21 protein-coding genes are annotated in these 23,061 nt (G+C 71.9%); 10 read left to right on the plus strand and 11 right to left on the minus strand.

Annotated features, from left to right (window positions below):
• Window positions 1-116 precede the first annotated feature (116 nt).
• From ACZ6A9_RS06660 to ACZ6A9_RS06675, 4 genes are all read right to left on the minus strand, one after another.
• Window positions 117-1,667, minus strand: a complete 1,551-nt coding sequence (locus tag ACZ6A9_RS06660) for a pectate lyase family protein (protein ID WP_468979631.1) — start codon at window positions 1,665-1,667, stop codon at window positions 117-119.
• 444 nt (window positions 1,668-2,111) lie between these two features.
• On the minus strand, window positions 2,112-2,531 hold the full coding sequence (locus tag ACZ6A9_RS06665; RefSeq protein WP_468979633.1) for a hypothetical protein: 420 nt from the start codon (window positions 2,529-2,531) through the stop codon (window positions 2,112-2,114).
• 122 nt (window positions 2,532-2,653) lie between these two features.
• A complete protein-coding gene (locus tag ACZ6A9_RS06670) occupies window positions 2,654-4,015 on the minus strand; it encodes a glutamine synthetase family protein (protein ID WP_468979636.1) in 1,362 nt (453 codons plus the stop codon).
• Window positions 4,016-4,254: 239 nt separating this feature from the next.
• Window positions 4,255-4,698 (minus strand): RrF2 family transcriptional regulator, encoded by a 444-nt coding sequence (locus tag ACZ6A9_RS06675; protein ID WP_468979638.1) that lies wholly within the window; start codon window positions 4,696-4,698, stop codon window positions 4,255-4,257.
• 200 nt (window positions 4,699-4,898) lie between these two features.
• Between ACZ6A9_RS06675 and ACZ6A9_RS06680 the strand changes: the two genes are divergently transcribed.
• The 3 genes from ACZ6A9_RS06680 (at window position 4,899) to ACZ6A9_RS06690 (ending at window position 8,032) form a co-directional block, all read left to right on the plus strand.
• On the plus strand, window positions 4,899-5,564 hold the full coding sequence (locus ACZ6A9_RS06680) for a DUF3105 domain-containing protein (protein WP_468979641.1): 666 nt from the start codon (window positions 4,899-4,901) through the stop codon (window positions 5,562-5,564).
• Window positions 5,561-6,187: a DUF305 domain-containing protein gene (locus tag ACZ6A9_RS06685; RefSeq protein ID WP_468979643.1), complete on the plus strand. Its 627-nt coding sequence runs from the start codon at window positions 5,561-5,563 to the stop codon at window positions 6,185-6,187. The genes ACZ6A9_RS06680 and ACZ6A9_RS06685 overlap by 4 nt, the downstream gene beginning before the upstream one ends.
• Window positions 6,188-6,265: 78 nt before the next feature.
• Window positions 6,266-8,032 carry an NAD+ synthase gene (locus tag ACZ6A9_RS06690; protein WP_468979645.1) on the plus strand — a complete coding sequence of 589 codons (1,767 nt, stop codon included), beginning with the start codon at window positions 6,266-6,268 and terminating at the stop codon, window positions 8,030-8,032.
• A gap of 229 nt (window positions 8,033-8,261) precedes the next feature.
• Here the strand turns inward: ACZ6A9_RS06690 and ACZ6A9_RS06695 are convergent, their stop codons facing one another.
• From ACZ6A9_RS06695 to ACZ6A9_RS06705, 3 genes are all read right to left on the minus strand, one after another.
• Entirely contained in the window at window positions 8,262-9,314 is a 1,053-nt protein-coding gene (locus ACZ6A9_RS06695; protein WP_468979647.1) for an endonuclease/exonuclease/phosphatase family protein, read from the minus strand.
• A 182-nt stretch (window positions 9,315-9,496) separates the two neighbouring features.
• Window positions 9,497-10,117 carry a TetR/AcrR family transcriptional regulator gene (locus ACZ6A9_RS06700; protein ID WP_468979649.1) on the minus strand — a complete coding sequence of 207 codons (621 nt, stop codon included), beginning with the start codon at window positions 10,115-10,117 and terminating at the stop codon, window positions 9,497-9,499.
• A gap of 42 nt (window positions 10,118-10,159) precedes the next feature.
• Window positions 10,160-11,755 (minus strand): MFS transporter, encoded by a 1,596-nt coding sequence (locus ACZ6A9_RS06705; RefSeq protein ID WP_468979651.1) that lies wholly within the window; start codon window positions 11,753-11,755, stop codon window positions 10,160-10,162.
• Window positions 11,756-11,951: 196 nt separating this feature from the next.
• On the opposite strand from ACZ6A9_RS06705, the gene panB reads away from it, so the two are divergent.
• From panB to ACZ6A9_RS06720, 3 genes are all read left to right on the plus strand, one after another.
• Window positions 11,952-12,830, plus strand: coding sequence for a 3-methyl-2-oxobutanoate hydroxymethyltransferase (gene panB, locus ACZ6A9_RS06710; RefSeq protein ID WP_468979653.1), 879 nt, complete (start codon window positions 11,952-11,954; stop codon window positions 12,828-12,830).
• Window positions 12,831-13,014: 184 nt separating this feature from the next.
• On the plus strand, window positions 13,015-14,034 hold the full coding sequence (locus ACZ6A9_RS06715) for an ATP-binding cassette domain-containing protein (RefSeq protein ID WP_468979656.1): 1,020 nt from the start codon (window positions 13,015-13,017) through the stop codon (window positions 14,032-14,034).
• Window positions 14,031-14,879, plus strand: coding sequence for an ABC transporter permease (locus ACZ6A9_RS06720; protein ID WP_468979660.1), 849 nt, complete (start codon window positions 14,031-14,033; stop codon window positions 14,877-14,879). Before ACZ6A9_RS06715 ends, ACZ6A9_RS06720 begins: the two co-directional genes overlap by 4 nt.
• Here the strand turns inward: ACZ6A9_RS06720 and ACZ6A9_RS06725 are convergent, their stop codons facing one another.
• Window positions 14,880-18,152: an AfsR/SARP family transcriptional regulator gene (locus ACZ6A9_RS06725; RefSeq protein WP_468979663.1), complete on the minus strand. Its 3,273-nt coding sequence runs from the start codon at window positions 18,150-18,152 to the stop codon at window positions 14,880-14,882.
• A gap of 246 nt (window positions 18,153-18,398) precedes the next feature.
• Here ACZ6A9_RS06725 and ACZ6A9_RS06730 point away from each other — a divergent pair, with 246 nt between their 5' ends.
• A complete protein-coding gene (locus ACZ6A9_RS06730) occupies window positions 18,399-19,202 on the plus strand; it encodes a site-2 protease family protein (RefSeq protein ID WP_468979665.1) in 804 nt (267 codons plus the stop codon).
• Here the strand turns inward: ACZ6A9_RS06730 and ACZ6A9_RS06735 are convergent.
• Window positions 19,192-19,383, minus strand: a complete 192-nt coding sequence (locus ACZ6A9_RS06735; protein WP_468979668.1) for a hypothetical protein — start codon at window positions 19,381-19,383, stop codon at window positions 19,192-19,194. The two genes, ACZ6A9_RS06730 and ACZ6A9_RS06735, sit on opposite strands and share 11 nt — an antisense overlap.
• 66 nt (window positions 19,384-19,449) lie before the next feature.
• Window positions 19,450-20,163: an NADPH-dependent F420 reductase gene (npdG, locus tag ACZ6A9_RS06740; RefSeq protein WP_468979670.1), complete on the minus strand. Its 714-nt coding sequence runs from the start codon at window positions 20,161-20,163 to the stop codon at window positions 19,450-19,452.
• A gap of 141 nt (window positions 20,164-20,304) precedes the next feature.
• On the opposite strand from npdG, the gene ACZ6A9_RS06745 reads away from it, so the two are divergent.
• Entirely contained in the window at window positions 20,305-20,907 is a 603-nt protein-coding gene (locus tag ACZ6A9_RS06745; RefSeq protein WP_468979672.1) for a hypothetical protein, read from the plus strand.
• A 14-nt stretch (window positions 20,908-20,921) separates the two neighbouring features.
• Here the strand turns inward: ACZ6A9_RS06745 and ACZ6A9_RS06750 are convergent, their stop codons facing one another.
• Window positions 20,922-21,161, minus strand: a complete 240-nt coding sequence (locus ACZ6A9_RS06750; protein ID WP_228968463.1) for a hypothetical protein — start codon at window positions 21,159-21,161, stop codon at window positions 20,922-20,924.
• Between the two features lie 97 nt (window positions 21,162-21,258).
• Between ACZ6A9_RS06750 and map the strand changes: the two genes are divergently transcribed.
• Both map and ACZ6A9_RS06760 read left to right on the plus strand, forming a co-directional pair.
• On the plus strand, window positions 21,259-22,116 hold the full coding sequence (gene map / locus ACZ6A9_RS06755; RefSeq protein WP_468979676.1) for a type I methionyl aminopeptidase: 858 nt from the start codon (window positions 21,259-21,261) through the stop codon (window positions 22,114-22,116).
• Between the two features lie 138 nt (window positions 22,117-22,254).
• Window positions 22,255-22,902 carry a biliverdin-producing heme oxygenase gene (locus tag ACZ6A9_RS06760; protein WP_468979678.1) on the plus strand — a complete coding sequence of 216 codons (648 nt, stop codon included), beginning with the start codon at window positions 22,255-22,257 and terminating at the stop codon, window positions 22,900-22,902.
• Window positions 22,903-23,061: the final 159 nt, after the last annotated feature.

Here is a 23,061-nt window from a genome sequence, read left to right on the forward strand (position 1 = left end):
GCCGGGCCGCCGCACGCGGTTCGGTGGGGCGGCCCGGCGGGGCTCCGTGCGCCGTTTCGTGGCCCGTACCGCGGGCTGAGACCGGGGGCCGCCGCCAGGACGGCCCCCGGTACGCGTCAGCTCGCGTAGGTTTCGAACTCGGCGATCCTCGGGGTGCCGTTGGCGCTGGTGATCTCGAAGGTGATCTTCTTCAGGGACGTCGGGGCAAAGCTGATGGCGCCCGCTCCGCTGCCGGAGGCCAGGACCGCTCCCGTGTCGTGGTTGATGACGCGGTAGGCGCCGATGGTGCCCGAGCCGGAGGCCAGACGGACGTTGGCCTTGGAGACCGTGGTGGCGGAGCCCCACTTGACCGAGACCGAGCCGGTCGAGCCGGACGGCGACCAGTAGGTGCTCATGTTGCCGTCACGGACGTTGCCGTAGCTGGTGCCGTCGGCCTTGGAGGAGCCGTCGGCGCCCGCTGTGAGGCTGAGGTTGGTGCCGGTGGGCGGGTCGGTCGGGTCCGGGTCGGTGGGGTCCGGGTCCGGGTCCGTCGGACCGGGGTCGGTCGGGTCCGGGTTCTGCGGGGTGCAGCTGCCGTCCGAGACCTTCAGGCCCTTGTTGGCGCCGGCCGTCTGACTCACCACGCTCGGCACGCAGTTGGCCGCGTCGAGGGTGTAGGAGTACGGGATGCTCACCGAGGTGTTCGACGTCGGGTTCGGTCCGGCCGGGTTGTTGTCGCCACTGCGGGAGGACCAGGTCACGTTGTCGAAGATGTTGCCGCTGACCTGCCAGTAGCCGGCCTCGCTGGTGTAGAAGGTGCCGAGGACGTCCTTGGAGTCCTCGAAGTAGTTGTTGTCCACCTTGGCGCGGGCGCCGGCCCGGGAGTTGATCCCGGACTCGTTCAGGTTCTTGTAGTGGTTGTTGTAGACGTGCGCGATGCCGCCGCGCAGCAGGGGCGCACGGGAGTCGATGTTCTGGTACAGGTTGTGGTGGAACGTGACGTAGCCGTTGGAGCGGTCGCTCTCGCTGGAGCCGATGAGGCCGCCGCGGCCGGAGTTGCGCAGGATGCTGTAGGACAGGGTGACGTACTGGGTGTTGTCCTTCATGTCGAACAGGCCGTCGTAGCCCTCGGACTCACCCCCGGACGCCTCCAGCGTGGTGTGGTCGACCCAGACGTTGCGGACGCCGCTCTCCATGCCGATGGCGTCACCGCCATTCGACGTGGGCGAGCCGGACTTCTTGACGTTCCTGACGGTCACGTTCTGGATGATGATGTTGCTGGACTCCCGGATGTGGATGCCCAGTTGGTCGAAGACGGCACCGCTGCCGACGCCGACGATCGTGACGTTGCTGATCTGTTTCAGCTCGATCTTGTCGGCGGCGGTGTTGCAGCTGCTGCCGGACACCTTGGTGGTGTTGCCGTGGTTGATGGTGCCCTCGACCTGGATGATGATCGGGGTCGAACTGCTGGCCCGGCCGCACAGGGCCTGGTGGATCGCGGTACCGGTGGTGGCACGGACCGTCTGGCCGCCCGCACCGCCGGTCGTCCCGCCGTTCTGGGTGGCGTAGCCGGTGACGCCGCCGGTCGCGGCGGATGCCGTGGACGTCGACATGGCCACGCCGGTCGCGGCCGCGAGGGCTCCCGTGGCCAGTAATGCGGAGAGCCGTACGGCGACTGATCGTCTCATCTCGTCCTCGCCTTTCGTTCTCTGAGTCGGGGGTGGGGGAGGGCACGCATGCACGGGCAGAACTGTCATGCGCATGACAGCAAGACCGATGAGAGGGGGCGGGGTGGGCCGGACCCATCGGCGAGAAAGCGCTTTCTTTCTGCTCCTGTCGCGACAGTAGGGCCACGCCCGAGCGACTGGCAAGGCTCCGTGCAGTTACGGAATGTCGACGTCCGTTTCGATGGCCGCCGGCCTGGGTGCGTCCGTGCCGCCCTGACCTGCCGTTACGGCGACCACCGAGAGACGCCCGCGGCGAGGATCGCCACCGGATCTCCCCGACGCCGGTCTCAGCCGGCCGAACGACCAGCGACGTCGGACGCCAGGCTCAGAGCGGCCACCACTTCCTCGTCCTCGAAGTCCGATCCCCTCCGCGAGCGGTTCGGGCCTCGGAAGCCCCTTCCCGCCTCACGCCCGGTCTCGGTCGTCGGGCCACATCTGCACGACCCACTCCTCGAGGGGATCCTCGTGGGGCCCCTGCGGTGGAAAGGGGTCGAGCGCGAGGGGGGCCTCCACGTGATCCCGGCCCCGGCACAGCAACCGCAGCCGATAACGCCCCGGCCGAACAGCGATCTCGCCGTAGTCGACACCGCCCAGGTCGACGACGTACACCCTCTCTCCCAGCCGGGCGCGGAACATCCGCTCGTAGTCCCAGGAACCTGTCGGCTCACCCACGGGTCCGTCCCAGACCTCCAGGCGCACCAGGGGGTAGAAGTCGTTGTCGCTGGACGACAGACGCCAGCCGTCCCCGGGGATCTGGACGACATCGTCCTCCGCCGGTGCCTCGTCGAAGAAGAGGGGACCGACCTGGATGGTCCGGTGGAACACGCGGCCGGACGTCAACCGAGTTGACCGGACGGGGCACTTACTCTCCTCACCCGGCGGAACGAGCAGACGCCGTCAGGCTAACGCCGCCCTGCCGCCGAGTCGGCGGGTCACCCGCTCCGCACCTACAGCACGGGCAGGTTCTTGCGCAGTTCGAAGGCGGTGACCTCGGAGCGGTACTCCTCCCACTCCTGCTTCTTGTTGCGCAGGAAGAAGTCGAAGACGTGCTCGCCGAGGGTTTCGGCGGCGAGGTCGCTGCGCTGCATCAGGGTCAGGGCCTCACCCAGGTTCTGCGGGAGGGGCTCGATGCCGAGCGCGCGGCGCTCCGCGTCGGAGAGGGCCCAGACGTCGTCCTCGGCGCCCGGCGGGAGTTCGTAGCCCTCCTCGATGCCCTTCAGGCCGGCCGCGAGGAGCAGGGCGTAGGCCAGGTAGGGGTTGGCACCGGAGTCGAGGGAGCGGACCTCGACGCGCGCCGAGCCGGTCTTGCCGGGCTTGTACATGGGCACCCGGACCAGGGCCGAGCGGTTGTTGTGGCCCCAGCAGATGTAGGACGGAGCCTCGCCGCCGGCGCCGGCGGTGCGCTCCGAGCCGCCCCAGATGCGCTTGTAGCTGTTGACCCACTGGTTGGTGACCGCGGAGATCTCCGCCGAGTGCCGCAGCAGGCCGGCGATGAAGGAACGGCCGACCTTGGAGAGCTGGTACTCGGCGCCGGACTCGTAGAAGGCGTTGCGGTCGCCCTCGAAGAGGGAGAGGTGGGTGTGCATGCCGGAGCCCGGATACTCGGAGAAGGGCTTGGGCATGAAGGTCGCCTGAACCCCCTGCTCCAGCGCCACCTGCTTCATGACCAGGCGGAACGTCATGATGTTGTCCGCCGTGGAGAGCGCGTCCGCGTAGCGCAGGTCGATCTCCTGCTGGCCGGGGGCGCCCTCGTGGTGGGAGAACTCCACCGAGATGCCCATCGACTCCAGCATGGTGATCGCCTGGCGGCGGAAGTCCATGCCGACGTTCTGCGGGGTGTGGTCGAAGTAGCCGGAGTTGTCCGCGGGGGTCGGGCGGCTGCCGTCCAGCGGCTTGTCCTTCAGCAGGAAGAACTCGATCTCCGGGTGGGTGTAGAAGGTGAAGCCCAGGTCGGAGGTGCGGGCGAGGGCGCGCTTGAGGACGTAGCGGGGGTCGGCGAAGGACGGGGAGCCGTCCGGCATCAGGATGTCGCAGAACATCCGGGCCGTGCCGGGGGCCTCGGCGCGCCAGGGGAGGATCTGGAACGTCGACGGGTCCGGCTTGGCGATCATGTCGGACTCGTACACCCGGGCGAAGCCCTCGATGGCGGAGCCGTCGAAGCCGATCCCCTCGTCGAACGCCTGCTCCAGCTCGGCGGGGGCGACGGCCACGGACTTGAGGAAGCCCAGCACGTCGGTGAACCACAGGCGCACGAACCGGATGTCGCGCTCCTCCAACGTCCGGAGCACGAACTCCTGCTGCTTGTCCATCTTCCGCTTCCCCATCCTTGCCGGTCAGGCCGCCTGTCCGCGCCCGCGCCGCGGGAGGCGGGCGGGCGTCCGAGCGGGCACACGGGCATCCCACCACACCAGCGTTTCATACGCGTTGCCGACCTTGATCGGCCGACCGGCGGCGGGTCGAACACCTGGCACACGACAGGTGTACCGCTTCGGTGTCCATCTTGCCTGCTGGGGGCCGGGTGCGTCACGGGCGGTGGCCGCGCGGAGTCCTACGGCCTCGGCGAGATGCCCAGGAGCAGGGGACCGGTCGGGTCGGCGACGATGTCCGCGACCGTGATCGGGTCGAGCGTGGCGTAGAACGCCTCCTGGGCCCGGCGCAGGGCGCCGCGCAGCCGGCAGGCGGAGCTCAGCGGGCAGGGGGCCGACCCGGCCGTGCCCTCGCAGTCGACGACGTCCCCCTCGCCTTCGAAGGCGCGGACCAGGGCGCCCACCGAGGCGGTGCGGCCCTCCTCCGTCAGCCCCAGGCCGCCGCCCCTGCCGCGCCGGGCCGTGAGCAGGCCCCTGTGCTGGAGCTCGGCGACGACCTTGGCGGCATGGGTGTACGGCACGTCCATGGCCGTCGCCACGTCGCGGGTGGTGGGATTGGATTCGCCGGTCACGGCGAGGCGCATGAGGACCCGGAGAGCCAGGTCGGTGGAGCGCAGGAGCCGCATACCGTGCAGGGTAGGTAATGCGAATCGCGGGTTCAAATTATGGGGGTGTGGAGGTTGTGTGCGGGTTCGGCCGGGGAGCCGGCCGGGTTCGGTTCGGGAGCCGGGCCGTTTCCGATTCCGGTGCCCTCTACGACTCGCCCCGGCTCCCTATTACGATCAGCTGATCCGTTCGTCCCCCGCCTCCCCCGAAGGACACGCCCATGGGCTCCGCCAAGAAGAGCAGCGCGGCACGCACGGCACGCATAGAGGAGATGCGCCGCGCCGAGAAGGCCCGCGAGCGCCGCAACCGGATCCTCGTCATCGCCGCCAGTGTGGCGGTCGTCGCCGGGCTCGCCGTCGGTGGTGTGGTGCTCGTCCAGTCGCAGTCGGACGACGGCGGCGGCAGCACGGCGGGCGACGGCAAGAACCCGGGCACGTTCGTCACCGACAAGGACGGTGTACGCGCCTGGGAGGGCGAGCTGGGGCGCGACCACGTGACCAAGGCCGTGGACTACCCCGCCACTCCCCCGGTGGGCGGTGACCACAACCCGGTGTGGATGAACTGCAACGGCGACGTCTACCCCGACGAGATCAGGAACACCAACGCCGTGCACTCGCTGGAGCACGGTGCCGTGTGGGTGACGTACAACGCCGGCGCCGACAAGGCCGACGTGGACGCGCTGGCCGCGAAGGTGAAGAAGACGCCGTACACGTTCATGAGCCCCGTGGACGGGCAGAAGGAGCCGCTGCTGCTGACCGCCTGGGGGCACCAGCGGACGGTGACCGGGGCGGACGACCCGGCCGTGGACGCGTTCCTCGAGAAGTTCGTCCAGGGCGAGCAGACGCCCGAGCCCGGGGCCGCGTGCACGAACGGGCTGACCGAGTGAGGCAGTTCGGACTGATCGCCGGGGCCGCGCTGACGGCGCTCGTCGCGGCCGGTGCGATCACCTACGCGGTGGCCGGGGACGAGGGGTCGTCGGCTGTCGTGCCGGCCGCGGACTCGGCGGACGCCGGGTTCGCCCGGGACATGGCCGTGCACCACCAGCAGGCCGTGGAGATGTCGTACATCGTGCGGGACCGGACCGACGACGAGGAGGTCCGGCGGCTCGCCTACGACATCGCCCAGACGCAGGCCAACCAGCGGGGCATGCTGCTCGGCTGGCTCGACCTGTGGGAGCTGCCCAAGGTGTCCGCGGATCCGCCCATGACCTGGATGGGCATGGGCGACGGCGCCTCCGGCGAGGACGGGGCGCTGATGCCGGGGATGGCGACGAACGCCGAGATGAAGCGGCTGGGGACGCTCAACGGGAAACAGGCGGAGATCTTCTACCTCCAGCTCATGACGGACCACCACAGGGGTGGGGTCCACATGGCGCAGGGGTGTGTGAGCGCGTGCGAGGTCGGGGTCGAGAAGCGGCTCGCGCGGGGGATGGTGGAGGGGCAGGAGTCGGAGATCGCGCTGATGGAGGGGATGCTGGAGGAGCGGGGGGCGGCTGCCCGCCGACCGTAGGGGTGCCGGGTCCCCGCCGGCCGTGGCAGAGCTGGGGCTCCGCGACATCGCGTCGGTTTGACGATTACACTGGGGCGCGTGCCTCAACTACGTCTCGCCCTGAACCAGATCGACTCGTGCGTCGGCGACCTCGCCGGCAACGCCGAAACGATTGTCCGCTGGACCCGGCACTCCGCCGAACAGGGAGCGCACCTCGTGGCGTTCCCCGAGATGGTGCTGACCGGGTATCCCGTCGAGGACCTCGCCCTCCGGTCGACCTTCGTCGAAGCCTCGCGTGCCGCGCTGCGCTCCCTCGCCGCGCGGCTCGCCGAGGAGGGCTTCGGGGAGCTCCCGGTGATCGTCGGCTACCTCGACCGCAGCGCCGCCGCCCAGCCCCGGTACGGCCAGCCGGCCGGCGCCCCGCAGAACGCGGGCGCCGTGCTGTACGGGGGTGAGGTGGTGCTGACCTACGCCAAGCACCACCTGCCGAACTACGGCGTCTTCGACGAGTTCCGGTACTTCGTGCCCGGCGACACCATGCCGGTGGTGCGGGTGCGGGGTGTGGACGTCGCCCTCGCCATCTGTGAGGACCTGTGGCAGGACGGGGGGCGGGTGCCGGCGGCGCGTTCGGCGCGGGCCGGGCTGCTGCTGTCGATCAACGCCTCGCCGTACGAGCGGGACAAGGACGACACCCGGCTCGAACTGGTGCGCAAGCGGGCGCAGGAGGCCGGGTGCACGACCGCGTACCTGGCGATGACGGGCGGGCAGGACGAGCTCGTCTTCGACGGGGACTCCATCGTGGTGGGCGGTGACGGCGAGGTCGTGGCGCGTGCGCCGCAGTTCGCCGAGGCGTGTGTCGTGGTCGACCTGGAGCTGCCCGCGGCGGCCGCCGAGGCGCCGGTGGGTGTGGTCGACGACGGTCTGCGGATCGACCGGCTCGTGCTGTCCGAGGAGCCCGTGCCCGCGTACGAGGCGGAGCCCGCCGGGGGGTACGCGGAGCGGCTCGACGATGACGAGGAGGTGTACTCGGCGCTGGTCGTGGGGCTTCGGGCGTACGTCACGAAGAACGGGTTCCGTTCCGTGCTGATCGGGCTGTCCGGGGGGATCGACTCGGCGCTGGTCGCCGCGATCGCCTGTGACGCGGTGGGGGCGGAGAACGTGTACGGCGTGTCCATGCCGTCGAAGTACTCCTCGGAGCACTCGAAGGGCGACGCGGCGGAGCTGGCGCGGCGGACGGGGCTGAACTACCGGACCGTCGCGATCGAGCCGATGTTCGACGCGTACATGGGGTCGCTGGGGTTGACGGGGCTCGCGGAGGAGAACCTGCAGTCGCGGCTGCGGGGGACGCTGCTGATGGCGATCTCCAACCAGGAGGGGCACATCGTGCTGGCCCCCGGGAACAAGTCGGAGCTGGCGGTCGGGTACTCGACGCTGTACGGGGACTCGGTCGGGGCGTACGGGCCGATCAAGGACGTGTACAAGACGTCGGTGTTCCAGCTGGCGGAGTGGCGCAACCGGGCGGCGGTGGAGCGGGGGCAGACGCCGCCGATCCCGGAGAACTCGATCTCCAAGCCGCCGAGCGCGGAGCTGCGGCCGGGGCAGGTGGACACGGACTCGCTGCCGGACTATCCGGTGCTGGACGCGATCCTGGCGCTGTACGTGGACCGGGACCGGGGGGCCGACGAGATCGTCGCGGCCGGGTTCGACGCGGAGCTGGTGGCGAAGACGCTGCGGATGGTGGACCGGGCGGAGTACAAGCGGCGGCAGTATCCGCCGGGGACCAAGATCTCCCCGAAGGGCTTCGGCAAGGACCGCCGCCTGCCGATCACCAACGGCTGGCGCGAGGGGGCGCGGCCGGTCGGCTGACGGTGGTCGGTCGTGTGCCCGCGGCGCCGCTTGCCCTCCGGTGGGGCTTGGGTAGCGCCCACGGTGGGTGGGTGGTGCGGAGCCCTGCCGGGGGTGTCCGTCCTCCGCCCTCCGCGGGCAGTCGTGCCGCAGGGCGACGGGGGAGGGCGGGCGCGACGGCACCCCGCCGGCGCCGGGCAAGTACCGGGGCTGTGCAACGCCCCGCATCCGCCCGGCCGCAGGCGTCCGTTCAGTCCGACGGTGTCGCGAGCGTGACGCGGGCCGCGACCGGGAGGTGGTCGCTGGCCGTGGCCGGGAGGGTCCAGGAACTTTCCGGTTCGGCGCCCCTGATGAGGATCTGGTCGATCCGCGCCATCGGGAACGACGCCGGCCAGCTGAAGCCGAAGCCGCTGCCCCCGGCGCCCTGGGTGGAGCGCATCTGGGAGGTGACGGCGTTCAGGGCGCGGTCGTTCATCGTGCCGTTCAGGTCGCCGAGCAGGACGACGTTCTCCAGGGGTTCTCCGGCGATGGCCTCCCCCAGCGCGTCGGCGCTCTTGTCACGCTGCCGGGCCGTGAAGCCGGCCTCCATCTTCACCCGTACCGAGGGCAGATGGGCGACGTAGACCGCGACCTGGCCGGCGGGTGAGGAGACCGTGGCCCGCATCGCGCGCTTCCAGCCGAGGCGGATGTCGACCGCCCTCACGTCGGTCAGCGGGTACTTGCTCCACAGGCCGACCGTTCCCACCACCGCGTGGTGTTCGTACGCCGACGCCAGCGCGGATTCGTAGGCGGGTACCTGCGACGCCTTCAGCTCCTCCAGGGCCAGCACGTCCGCGCCCGCCGCGGCGACGTCGCGGGCCGTGCGCGTGGGGTCGGGGTTGTCGGCGTTGACGTTGTGCGTGACCACCGTCAGGTCGCCGCCGGGCACGTTCTTGTCGCTGAGCAGACCGCCGAAGAGGTTCAGCCAGACGGCCGCCGGGAGGATCGTCGCGATCAGCGCCGTCGCCGACTTGCGGACCAGTGCGAGGAGGAGCAGGACCGGGATGAGCAGGCCCAGCCAGGGCAGGAACGTCTCGACCAGGCTGCCGAGGTTGCCGATCCGGTTCGGGATGTGGGAGTGGGCCAGCATGACCAGGGCCAGCAGGGCCGCGCAGGCCGCCAGGACGAGGCCCCGGCGCCAGATCCGGCGGTCGCCGCGCCACCCTCTGCCCAGGCGGTCCAACAGGCGCCGGAACGGGGAGACCGGGCGCTCGGGCCCCGAGCCGCCGCCGTCCGTCTCCGTCATGTACGCCTGCTGCGCCATACCGTCGCCTCACAACCTGCCGTGCACACCGTCACCCCGTTGGTGAAGACCCTAGGGGATGATCGGCTCCGATCTCGCCGCCGCTCGGCGGCCGTACTCCGGCGAGGACGTACGGGGACGCTCGGGTAGTTCCGGGCGGGGGTGGTGAAAGCGCCGTCTGTGACGAAACGCGCACGGGGGGACTAGCCGCTGACGGGGCGTAGGCCCTGCAGGAGGGTGTCCACGACACGTTCGGCGAGGTCGTCCGGGAGGTCGGCGTCGGGGCGCAGGAGGGTGCGGACGAGGAGGGGGCCGACGACGATGTCGTTGAGGAGTTCCACGTCGGTGTCGGCGCGCAGTTCGCCGCTCTCCTGGCCCCGGCGCAGCACCTCGAGGCAGAGCCTGCGCCGCGGCACGACGACGGTGTCGTGGTAGGCGGCCCAGAGGTTGGGGCTGCTCTTCATCTGGGCGTGCACGTGGTGCAGGATCGCCGAGGTCCTGCCCGCCAGGCCGCGCAGCCGCAGGGACTCCAGCAGGACGACGAGGTCGTCGCGCACGGAGGTGCCGGGGAGTTCGGGGTCCGGTGCCTCGGCGGCGCGTACGACGTCGACGAAGAGTTCCTCCTTGCCGCTCCAGCGGCGGTAGATGGTGGCCTTGCCGACGCCCGCGGTGCGGGCGATGCGTTCGATGGAGAGCTCCGCGAGGGGCACGCCGTCCTCCAGGAGCGCCATCACCGACTCGATGATGGCGCGTTCGGCCGCCTCGCTGCGGGGGCGTCCCCGTGCGGGTCCGTCCTGCCGGGGGGCGGTGCCGGACGGGCTCACGTCGTCGGGTCCTTTCGGTGTGCTGCGGTGATTGTCCCCCTCTCAGTCCGCCGTCGAGACCAACTCCTGCCTGTGGTCGTCCTCTTCGGACTTCGATGGCCGGCCGGGCAGATACACGGCGACGACGATCGCGCCCAGCACCGCGATGCCCGCCCCCCACAGCGCCGTGACGTGCATCGCGTGCAGGAACGCCGCGTCGGCCGCGCCGGTCAGGGCCTCGCCGCGGGCGCCCAGGCGGTCCGCGACGGCCAGGGTGGCCTCGATGGACTCGCCCGCGGCGTGCCGGGCGGCGGGCGGGAGCAGACCGAGTTCGTCCTCGATGTCGCCGCGGTAGGCGGCGGACAGCACCGAGCCGAGCACGGCGATGCCGAGGGCGCTGCCGACCTGCCGGAAGGTGTTGCTGAGCGCGGACGCCGAGCCCGCCTTCTCGCGCGGCAGCGCCTGCATGACGAGGACGCTGACCGGCGTCATGACGTGCGCCATGCCGGCGCCCATGAGGAGGAAGACGACTTCCAGGACCCAGATCGGGGTGTCCCCGTCCAGGACGGCGAACGCGGCCAGCGTCGCCGCGAGCGTCAGCAGGCCGGCGGTCGTGGTGGCCCGGTTGCCGAAGCGGTCCACCAGGAGGCGGGCCCGGGAGGCGAAGTAGAACTGCGCGACGGCCAGCGGCAGCATCAGCAGGCCCGTCTCCAGCGGCGAGTAGCCGCGCACGCTCTGGACGTAGAACACCGCGAAGAAGGTCACGCCCATCAGGGCGAAGAAGACCAGGGTGATGGCGACGATCGACGCGGAGAACACCTTGTTGCGGAAGTAGGTGACGTCGACGGACGGGTGGTCGCTGCGCTTCTCGTGCACCACGAAGGCGACGAGCACGGCGAGACCGGCACCCGTGGTGGCGAGCACGGTCGGGTCGGTGAAGTCGGCGAGCTGGCCGCCCTTGATGATGCCGTAGACGAGCAGCACCAGGCCGGTGACGGACAGCACGACGCCGACGGGGTCGATGCGGCCGGGGTCCGGGTCGCGGGAGTCGGGGATCAGCCACAGCATCAGGGGGACGGCGAGGACGACGATGGGCACGTTGACCAGGAAGACGGAGCCCCACCAGAAGTGGTCCAGGAGCAGTCCGCCGGTGATCGGGCCGATCGCGATGGCCAGGCCCACGCCGCCGGTCCAGATGCCGATGGCCTTCGGCTGCTCGTGGCGTTCGAAGACGTTCATCAGGACGGCCAGGGTGGCCGGCATGACGAACGCCGCGCCGAGGCCCATCACGGCGCGGAAGCCGATCAGCTCGGCCGGTGAACCGGAGAACGCGGCGAACGCCGAACCGGTGCCGAACACCGCCAGACCACCGATCAGCACCTTCTTGCGGCCGAGCCGGTCCCCCAGCAGCCCCGCGGTGAAGAGCAGGCCGGCGAAGACGAGCGTGTAGGAGTTGATCGCCCACTCCAGCTCGCTCTGCGTGGCGCCCAGACCGGTGGGGGCCGGAGTGGAGATCGTCTTGATGGCGACGTTCAGGATCGAGTTGTCCAGGACGACGATCAGCAGGCTCAGCATCAGCACGCCGAGGATCACCCAGCGGCGCCGGTGCACGGCTTCCGGGACCCGGCGGGCAGGGGTGGTGGCGGCAGGTGAGGTCATGTGGCCCAGCGTAGCGATTTCCGATACGACACCGTCTCGTAACACGTGCGTTTTGCCCCGTTCTTTCCGGAACATTGCGCACGGACGCGGAGGCCCCGGGGCTGCCTCTGGCCCTCGCCCTGTCGAAGTGCCACCATGGACGTGGTCCGGGGACGCCGTCAGGGCGCCTCGAGATGACGTGTTGGGAGACGGTTCCATGACGCAGCTTTCGGCTGCCCAGACCGGGACGGCACCCGGTTCCCCCTCCGGCGGCAAGACGCTGTACGGGGGCAAGGGCTCGCGCCGCATCACTGTCCGTGACATCGCCCTCGCCAAGGAGCGCGGCGAGAAGTGGCCCATGCTCACCGCGTACGACGCGATGACCGCGTCCGTGTTCGACGAGGCCGGCATCCCGGTCATGCTCGTCGGCGACTCCGCGGGCAACTGCCACCTCGGGTACGAGACGACCGTGCCCGTCACCCTCGACGAGATGACCATGCTGTCCGCCGCGGTCGTCCGCGGCACCTCGCGCGCCCTGATCGTGGCCGACCTGCCGTTCGGCTCCTACCAGGAGGGTCCGGTGCAGGCGCTGCGCTCGGCGACCCGGCTGATCAAGGAGGCGGGCGTGGGCGCCGTGAAGCTGGAGGGCGGTGAGCGCTCCCACCGGCAGATCGAGCTGCTGGTGGAGTCCGGCATCCCGGTGATGGCGCACATCGGGCTGACCCCGCAGTCGGTGAACGCGATGGGGTACCGGGTCCAGGGCCGCGGCGAGGAGGCGGCGCAGCAGCTGCTGCGGGACGCGAAGGCCGTGCAGGACGCGGGAGCGTTCGCGGTGGTGCTGGAGCTGGTCCCGGCGGAGCTGGCGGCCGAGGTGACCCGGGTGCTGCAGATTCCCACCGTCGGGATCGGTGCCGGGCCGCAGACGGACGCGCAGGTGCTGGTGTGGACCGACATGCTCGGGCTCACCGGTGGCCGGGTGCCGAAGTTCGTGAAGCAGTACGCCGACCTGCGTGAGGTCATGAGCGGGGCGGCCAAGGCGTTCGCCGAGGACGTCGTGGGCGGGACGTTCCCCGAGGAGGCGCACTCCGTGCACTGAGCGGCTTCGCCGCCGCTGACCCGTTCGGGTCACCGAGCCACTGCCGCACCACCTGTCGGCCCCGCTGATCGTCCCCCGTCGGCGGGGCCGACCCCTGTGCGCCCGCGGGAGCCGTCGGTGCCGCCGGCCGGCCTGTCGGCGGGATGTCGGCGGTTTGTCGGTGGCGGTCGGCACAGTCGTCGGCATGACGCGAAACGACAAGGAACCGGGGAACGCCGTTTCCGTACGGGGGCTGGTCAAGCACTACGGGGAGACCAAGGCGCTGGACGGGGTCGACCTGGAGGTGCGCGAGGGCACCGTGATGGGGGTGCTCGGGCCGAACGGGGCCGGGAAGACCACGCTGGTGCGGATCCTGTCCACGCTGCTCGCTCCGACGGCGGGGCACGCCACCGTCGCCGGGTACGACGTGGTCCGCCGGCCCCGGCAGCTGCGCCGGGTGATCGGGCTGACCGGACAGTACGCCTCCGTGGACGAGAAACTGCCGGGCTGGGAGAACCTGTACCTGATCGGGCGGCTGCTCGACCTGCCCCGCAAGGAGGCACGGGCCCGTGCCGACGAGCTGCTGGAGCGGTTCTCGCTCACCGAGGCGGCCCGGCGGCCGGCGGCCACGTACTCCGGCGGGATGCGGCGGCGCCTGGACCTGGCCGCCTCGATGATCGGCCGGCCCGCCGTGCTGTTCCTGGACGAGCCGACCACCGGCCTCGACCCCCGTACCCGCAACGAGGTGTGGGACGAGGTCAGGCGGCTGGTCGGGGACGGGGTGACGGTGCTGCTGACCACCCAGTACATGGAGGAGGCCGAACAGCTCGCCTCCGAGCTGACCGTGGTGGACCGGGGCAAGGTCATCGCGAGCGGCGGCATCGAGCAGCTGAAGGCCAGGGTCGGCGGCCGTACGCTGCGGATCCGCCCGGCCGACCCGCTGCGGCTGCGCCCGCTGGCCGAGGCGCTCGACGCCCTCGGCATCACCGGGCTGGCGTCCACCACCGTGGACACCGAGCGGGGTGCCGTGCTCGTACCGGTGCTCAGCGACGAGCAGCTGACCGCCGTGGTCGGCGCGGTCACCGCGCACGGCATCACGCTCAGCTCCCTCACCACCGAACTGCCCAGCCTGGACGAGGTGTTCCTGTCCCTCACCGGCCACCGTGCCAGTGCCCCGCGGGACGCCGTGCCCGCCGAGACCCCCGAGGAGGCCGTCGCCGTATGAGTGCCGCCACCGCCACCACTGCCACCACCGCCACCACCACCGCCGTCGGCGACCTCCGTACCGACGGGCGCATCCCGCTGCGCGCCCATGTGCGGCACACGAGCGCGCTGGTGCGCCGCAACCTGCTGTGGATCCGGCAGGACCCGGAGTCGATGTTCGACGCCGTGCTGTTCCCGATCGTCTTCACCCTGCTGTTCGTGTACGTCTTCGGCGGCTCCATCGGGCAGTCGCTGGGCGGCGGTCAGGAGGCCTACGTGCAGTACATCGTGCCCGGACTGATGGCCATGATGGGCATGAACATGGCCCAGGGGGTGGGTACGGGGTTCAACCAGGACTTCAACACCGGGGTGATGGACCGCTTCCGGTCGCTGCCGATCGGGCGCGGCTCGGTGCTGTTCGCGAAGATCTCGGTCGAGATGATGCGGATGCTGATCGCCACGGCGATCCTCCTGGTCGTCGGGGTGCTCGTCGGGTTCGACATCACCGACTGGCCGGGGCTGTTCGCCGCCGTGGGACTGTCCGCGGTGTTCGGGTCGGCGCTGATGTGGGTCTTCCTCACCCTGGGGGTGGTGATGAAGAACGCGCAGTCGGTGCAGGCGATGGGCTTCCTGGTGCTGATGCCGCTGCAGTTCGGCTCGTCCATCTTCGCGCCGCCGCAGTCGATGCCGGGCTGGCTGCGGAACTTCACCGAGTACAACCCGCTGTCCTCGCTGGCGGACGCCGCGCGCGGGCTGATGGTGGGCGGCCCCGTCGCGCAGGACCTGTGGATGACGCTGGCCTGGTCGGTGGGGATCACCGCGGTGATGGCGCCGGTCGCCATCCACAAGTTCCGTACGAAGACCTGATCACGCGGGTTCGAGCAGGGCGGCGGCCTCCTCCTCGGAGAGGCCGGCGCCCTCGGCGTACGCGGCCTCGTACGCCGTGTCGCCGAGGACCGCCCGGGTGCGCGCCTCCGCGCGTTCGCGCACCTCGCGTTCCACCAGCCCGGCGTGGTGTCCGGGCGGCAGCCAGGAGTCGGCGGCGCCGACGCAGCGGGCCGCGTCCCGCGCGTGCCGTCCCGCGTCGAGTCCGGCGAGGGCGACGGCACCGAGGGTGAGGTAGGCGGCACGCATGTGCGGTGCCATGGCGGCGGCCAGCGGGTCGCCCGCCTGCCGGACCGCCTCCCGGATGACGGCCAGGGCCTGCTCGTCGTTGCCCTCGGCCACCTCCAGCCAGCCCTCGGCGCCGAGGATGAACGCGTCGAAGACGACGTAGTGCGCGATGACGAACTCCTCGCGCAGGGCCCGCAGATGCTCGCGCGCCTCAGCGGTGCGTCCGGTCGAGCAGAGCCAGCCGGTGAGGAAGAGCCGGGCGGCGGGCAGCGCCTCGGTGTGCCGGCCCCGCGTGTCGTCGATGACCCCGCGCAGCAGTCGCTCACCGCGCTCGTGGTCACCCGCCTCCAGCAGTGCGCTGCCCAGCCGGGCGGTGAGCACGGCCCGGTGGGCGCGGGCGCCGAGGCGGTCCGCGCACGCGATCGCCGCTTCGAAGTCCGCGGCGGCCTCCTCGTACGCGCCTGCCCGTTCGCGGGCCTCGCCGCGCGCGGTGAGGGCCTCGGCGATGCCCCAGGTGTCGCCGAGCCCGCGGTGGATCTCCAGGGCCTCGTCGGCGTCGCGGCGGGCGTCACCGGCCCAGTCGCTGCGGTTGGCCAGGAAGTTGGCGCGCAGCTGGAGATTGCAGGCCAGCTCCCACTCGAAGCCGGGGTTCTCCCGGCAGGTGCGGATCGCCGCGTCGACCACCAGGCGCAGCCGGTCCATGTCGCCGGTCAGCATCACGGCGAACACCCACAGCAGGCCGGGCGGCCGGCAGACCTGCGGCAGGCCCGGTTCGTAGGTCGCCCCGACGAGGCGCAGCTTGTGCTGGGCCTGAGGGGTCTGCCAGTCGTCCAGCTCCGTGTCCATGTGCGCCAGGTGGGCGAGGTGCACCCCGCGCCGGGCCTCGGCGAGGACCTCCCCGGTCATGGGTGGCGGGGCGTCGGTGCAGCGCTGCCACAGCGGCGCGGCGGGCCGTACCGGTTCGGCGAACGGGTCCGGGGCCAGGGCCATCACCTCCGAGCACCAGTTGCGGGCCTCGATGCGCAGGTCGCGCATCTGCCAGTACCAGGTGAGCGACAGCGTGATGCACAGGGCCTCCTGCTCGTCGCGCAGGGCGACGGCGCGACGCAGGGCCGTGCGCACGTTCTCGTACTCCCGCTCCAGCAGCGCGATGGCGGCCGGCTGGCGCGGGCCGCGCAGCATCGGCTCGGTGGTGCGGGCGAGTTCACGGTAGTGCGTCAGGTGCGCCCGCTCGGCGCGCGGGCGGCGGCCGGACTCGCCGAGGCGTTCGCCGGCGTACTCGGCGACGGTCTCCAGGAGGCGGTAGCGCATCCCGTCGTCGCCCGAAGGGGAGGCCACCACCAGAGACTTGTCGACGAGGGAGCCGAGCGCCTCGAGTGCGGCCGGTCCGCAGACGGCTTCGGCGGCGGTGAGGTCGCAGCCGCCCGCGAAGACCGACAGGCGGCACAGGACGTCGCGTTCGTCCTCGTCGAGCAGGTCCCAGGACCAGTCGACGACGGCCCGCAGGGTCTGCTGCCGGGGCAGGGCGGTGCGGCTGCCGGAGGTGAGCAGCCGGAAGCGGTCGTCGAGACGGTCGGCGATCTGGCGCGGGGTGAGCATCCGCAGCCTGGCGGCGGCGAGTTCGATGGCGAGCGGCAGCCCGTCGAGACGGCGGCAGATCTCGGCGCACGCCTCCGGATCGTCGTGCGTGGAGAAGCCAGGGCGGGCGGCGGCCCCGCGGTCGGCGAGCAGCCGCAGTGCGAAGGGCTCGGGCAGCGGCTCCACCGGGCGCAGCAACTCCCCGCGCACACCCAGGGGTTCGCGGCTGGTGGCGAGCACGGTGAGGCCGGGGCAGCGTTCCAGCAGCGCCTCGACGAGGTGGGCGGCGGCGTCGACGACGTGCTCGCAGTTGTCCAGGATCAACAGCATGCGGCGGGGGCCGCAGTGCTCGGCGAGGCGTTCCACGGGGTCGGCGTGCCGGTCGGTGACGGCCCGCATGCCCTCGGCGCCGGCACCGTACAGGACGGTCTCGCGGGCGCCGACGGCGGTGAGGACCGCCTCGGGCACGGCGCCGGGGTCGTCGACGGGGGCGAGTTCGGCCAGCCACACGCCGTCCGGGGTGGTCTGCCGCACCGTCTCGGCGGCTTCCTGCGAGAGCCGGGTCTTGCCCGCACCGCCGGGGCCGAGGAGGGTGACGAGCCGGGCGGCGGCGAGGTCGGCGCGAATCGTCTCGATGTCGCCCTCCCGGCCGACGAACGAGGTCAGCCGGGCCCGCAGGTTGCCGGGCGGCACGTCCCGCCGCGGCCCGGGAGCGGCCGGCTCCGGTCCCGGTCGCAGCAACTCCGTGTGCAGCGCGCGCAGTTCCGTGCCGGGGTCGGAGCCGAGGCGGTCGGCGAGCAGGCGTCGTACGTCCTCGTAGGCGGCGAGTGCCTCGGCGGTGCGGCCGGTGTCGCGCAGGGCGCGCAGCCGCAGCGCCTGGAGGGGCTCGTCGAGGGGGTGACGGTCGCACAGCGCGGTGAGTTCGGGCAGGGACTGGTCGGCGCCGCCGAGGGCGAGGGAGGCGGTGTGCCGGGCACGCAGCACGTCCAGGTGCCGGGTTTCGACGCGGGCCGCCTCGGCGGTGCGGTCGGGCAGTCCGGCCAGGGCGGCGCCGCCGGGCCACAGGGCGCGGGCGTCGTCCAGGACGGCGGCGGCCTTCGCGGCGTCGCCGTCGGCGAGGGCGCGCAGGCCCTCGCCGGCCAGCCGTTCGAAGCGGTGCAGGTCGATGTCGTCGGGCGCGGCCGTCAGCCGGTAGCCGCCGTCGACGGACGCGATCGCCTCCGCACCGAGCGTGCGCCGCAGCCGGCCGACCAGGGCCTGCAGGGCACCGGTCGCGTCGGCCGGCGGGTCGCCGTCCCACACCTCGTCGACCAGCAGCCCCGCGGGTACCGTGCGCCCGGTCCGCAGGGCGAGCACGGTCAGCAGCGCGCGCAGCCGCGCCCCGCCGACGGGGACGACGGTGCCGTCGGGACGGACTGCCTGGGTGGTGCCGAGGATGCGATAGCGCACGGGATCATTCTCTCCGGTAGCGGTCGCGGCGGTCACAGGGGCCGGCCGGGGTGGCGGGGCGTTTCCGGACAGGGGGCGGGTGCGGCACCGCCGACCGGAGGCGGCGGCCGGCGGTGCGGGCCGGTCGGCGCCGGGTCCCCGCAGGAACCGGTCGCCGGCGCGAGACGTTCTCCGGGTGCGCCCGGTACCGTCGGGCACTCCCCCGCCGTGCCGTGTAGCCGAGTGTCCGACAGTCCAGGGAGTTCCATGAGCACCGCCGCCGCCGCCCGTCCCAGTGACCGGAGGATCAGCCCGGTCTTCCTGGGCATCCTGGCCGTGACCGCGGTCACCGGGTGGGCCACCTGGACCGGGTTCGCCGAGCAGCCGGGCCTGGCGGTGTTCCTGTTCGTGACGTCCGCCTGGATCGTCTCCCTGTGCCTGCACGAGTACGCGCACGCCCGCACCGCGCTGCACAGCGGCGACATCTCGGTCGGCGCCAAGGGCTACCTCACGCTGAACCCGGCGAAGTACACCCATGCCCTGCTGAGCGTCGTGCTCCCCGTGGTGTTCGTGATCATGGGTGGGATCGGCCTGCCGGGCGGTGCCGTGTTCATCGAGCGCGGGCGGATCCGGGGGCGGTGGCGGCACAGCCTGATCTCGGCGGCGGGACCGCTGACGAACGTGCTGTTCGCGATCGTGTGCACGGCCCCGTTCTGGCTGGACGCGCTGGAGGGCGTGCCCGCGGACTTCCGGTTCGCGCTGGCGTTCCTGGCGCTGCTCCAGATGACGGCGGCGATCCTGAACTTCCTGCCGGTGCCCGGCCTGGACGGCTACGGGGTCCTGGAGCCGTGGCTGTCGCACACGGTGCGGCGGCAGGTGGAGCCGTTCGCGCCGTTCGGTCTGCTGTTCGTGTTCGCCCTGCTGTGGGTGCCCGAGGTGAACGGCGCGTTCTTCGGCGTCGTCGACGCGCTGCTGGGTTCCCTGGGGATCCGCGAGGTCGAGACCTACTGCGGTTACGACCTGTTCCGCTTCTGGAGCGACACCAGCGGGGTCTGCTCGGTCAGCCCGTGACGGAGTCCTCGCCCGTCCCGGCCCGCCCCCGCTTCACGTAGTACCAGGTCATGTTGGACGACAGGCCCGCCAGCAGCACCCACACGACGCCGATGAGCACGCTGCCCTGGACGAAGGAGACGACGGCCGCGGCGACGGCGAGGAGGCACACGACGAGGGCGTAGAGGGCGAGGCGGGGCATGGTGGTCGGCTCCTGTCGGGGGACACTGCTGGGGGCACTGCTACGCCCCCAGTGTCCCCCATCGCCTCATACGTCCGTGACGCGGAGCCCGGCGTGTGCCTTGTAGCGGCGGTTGACGGAGATCAGGTTGGCGACCAGGGACTCCACCTGGTGGGCGTTGCGCAGCCGCCCGGCGAAGATGCCCCGCATGCCCGGGATGCGCCCGGCCAGCGCCTGCACGGTCTCCACGTCGGCGCGGACCTCGCCGAGCACCATCACGTCGGTGTCGATCTCGTCGATCTCCGGGTCCTGGAGCAGGACGGCCGACAGGTGGTGGAAGGCGGCGGTGACCCGGGAGTCCGGGAGCAGCGCGGCGGCCTGCTGGGCGGCGCTGCCCTCCTCGGGCTTGAGGGCGTAGGCGCCCTGCTTGTCGAAGCCGAGCGGGTTGACGCAGTCGACGACGAGCTTGCCGGCCAGTTCCCCGCGCAGGGACTCCAGTGTCTTGGCGTGGCCGTCCCACGGCACGGCGACGATCACGATGTCGCTGCGCCGGGCGGTCTCGGCGTTGTCGGCGCCCTCGATGCCGTACCCGAGTTCACCGGCGGCGGCCCGGGCGCGGTCGGCGGCCCGGGAGCCGATGATCACCTTCTGGCCGGCCTTGGCGAGCCGGTAGGCCAGGCCCTTGCCCTGGGGTCCGGTGCCGCCGAGCACGCCGACGACGAGCCCGGACACGTCGGGCAGGTCCCAGGGGTCCTTGGCGGGGGCCTTCGCGGGCTGCTGTGCGCTGTCGGTAGAGGTCATGGGCCGACTCTACGTCCGTGGCAGCGCCGCCACCGGTCCGGGTGAGCGCCGTCACGCGGCGGCGGGCGCCCGTCCCCCGGCCGGGCGAATCCGGGACGAACACCGGGCCGGGAACCGGCGGTTGGGGCAGGATGCGGCCGCATGGACGCCGTACGGGTCGCGCTGCTGCGGGAAGTGCTCGCCGGGACGGGGTGGCTGGCCGCCACCCGGCACTTCGCGGGGACGCTGCGCGGGTCGGTGGTGGCGCACGGCGGCGGGCTGCTGCTCGTGGGCACCCCGGAGTACGAGCCGTGGCACCTGGCGGCGCATCTGGCGGACGAGGCCGCCTGGTCCGGCACTCCGGAGCTGGCTCCGACGCTCGTACGGCACGACGCCCGGCCCGCGGACCCCGCGCACCTGGCGGTGGGTCCCGGGCGGCTGGAGGCGGCGCGGCGGGGCGAGACGCTGCTGGTGGTGGCGCCCGGGGAGCCGCCCGCCCCGCTGCTCGAGCGGATCTCCGACGCCCGCAGGGCCGGGGCGACGCTGCTGTCGCTGGGCCCCGGCGCGGGGGAACTCCCGGCGCTGGCGCACGAGGTCCTGCCCGTGCCCGACGGGTCCGAGCTGGACCTGGACACCGTGCAGCACCTGGTGAGCGCGGCGGCCGGGGAGAACTCCCTGCCGGCCCGCAGGGGCCGGCGCCGTTTCCGGGACCGTCTGTCGCGGCTGGCCGACCTGCTGACGGCTCCGCCCCCTACGCGCTGGTGACGGCCGCGAGGCGGTCAGCCGTCGTCGCGTTCACCCTCGTTCCCCGCCGGGGCGTCGTGCCACTTGGGGTCGTTCTCCCACTGGAGGTTGCGCTCGCGGGCCGTCTCCATGGCGTGTTCGGCCTCGGCGCGGCTCGCGTACGGGCCGAAGCGGTCCTTGCCGGGGCAGTCGGGGCCCTCCTCGACCTTCTTGTGTTCCAGGCAGTAGAACCACTCGCCCGGCTTGCCGACCGTCCGCTTCTTGAACAGGGGCACGACCGTCTCCTCTCACCGTCTCGCCTCGACCTCGGCCTTCTCCTCGGCCCTCGCCTTGAAGATGGTCCCCCGTCGCCGCTGAATTAGACTCGCCGGCATGTCTGGCCAGTCGCTGCTCGTACCTGGGGAACTGTCCCCCACCCGTTCCGTGCCCGGGAACATCCGCCGTCCCGAGTACGTCGGCAAGCCCGCCCCGACGCCGTACACCGGTCCGGAGGTGCAGACGCCCGAGACGATCGAGGCGATGCGGACCGCCGGCCGGATCGCGGCGCGGGCGATGGAGGAGGCCGCGAAGCTCATCGCGCCCGGTGTCACCACGGACGAGCTGGACCGGGTGGCGCACGCGTACATGTGCGACCACGGCGCCTACCCGTCCACGCTCGGCTACCGCGGTTTCCCGAAGTCTTTGTGCGCGTCGGTCAACGAGGTCATCTGCCACGGCATCCCGGACTCGACGGTGCTGCGCGACGGGGACATCGTCAACCTGGACGTGACGGCGTACATCGGCGGGGTGCACGGCGACAACAACGCGACGTACCTGGTCGGCGACGTGGACGAGGAGAGCCGCCTGCTGGTGGAGCGGACCCGGGAGTCCCTCGACCGGGCGATCAAGGCGGTCAAGCCGGGCCGGCAGGTCAACATCATCGGCCGGGTGATCGAGTCGTACGCCAAGCGGTTCGGCTACGGGGTGGTCCGCGACTTCACCGGCCACGGCATCAACTCGTCCTTCCACTCGGGCCTGATCATCCCGCACTACGACAGCCCGCACGCGACGACGGTCATCCAGCCGGGGATGACCTTCACCATCGAGCCGATGCTGACGCTGGGCACCCACGAGTACGACATGTGGGACGACGGCTGGACGGTCGTGACGAAGGACCGCAAACGGACGGCGCAGTTCGAGCACACGCTGGTGGTGACGGACACGGGGGCCGAGATCCTGACGCTGCCGTAGTGCCGCTCCCTCCCCTTCTGCCCGCTCTCTCCTGCTGAGGGCGGGCCCTTGCGTGCTCCGGCCTGCGACCGGGGAGGTTGCCGACAAGCTGTCGGCAAGACATTGACTTAGGCAAGCCTAACTCTAGAGGATCGGGCCATGGACTCCTTCTCGACCCTCCTCCGCACCGCCTCCCACGAGCAGCACGTGGAGGCGGAGGCCTCGACCTTCATGAGCGATCTGCTCGGCGGCCGGCTGGGCGTGGACGCGTACGCGCGCTACACCGAGCAGCTGTGGTTCGTGTACGAGGCACTGGAGGCCGGCACGCGGGCGCTGGCGTCGGACCCGGTCGCGGGCCCGTTCGTCCGGCCGGAGCTGTTCCGGCTGGCCGCGCTGGAGCGGGACCTGACCCACCTGCGCGGCCCCGGCTGGCGCTCCACCCTGACCGCCCTCCCCGCCACCGAGGCCTACGCCTCCCGTGTCGCCGAGTGCGCCCGCACCTGGCCGGCCGGCTACATCGCCCACCACTACACCCGCTACCTGGGCGACCTCTCCGGCGGCCAGATCATCCGCGGCACGGCGGAGAAGACCTGGGGCTTCGCACGCAAGGGCGACGGCGTCCGCTTCTACGTCTTCGACGAAATCCCCAACCCGGCCGCCTTCAAGCGCGGTTACCGCGAACTGCTGGACGCGGTCCCGGTGGACGATCTGGAGAAGCAGCGCATCGTGACGGAGTGCAAGCACGCGTTCGCCCTCAACACGGACCTCTTCCGGGCCCTGGGCGAGGAGTTCCCCCTCTCGGCGTGACGGCAACGTGGGCCGGGAATGAGACATGCCTTGCGGAAAGCGTGAGCAGAGAGCGGGGTAATGCCCGTCAGGCGCTCGGATGAGCGGCAGGTGGGCAGGGAGAGCCGAGTTGCTCACGCCCGGTACACCACAGCTCGCACGACACCGCGATCCGTGCCC

The organism is Streptomyces sp. NPDC041124, assembly GCF_055592385.1.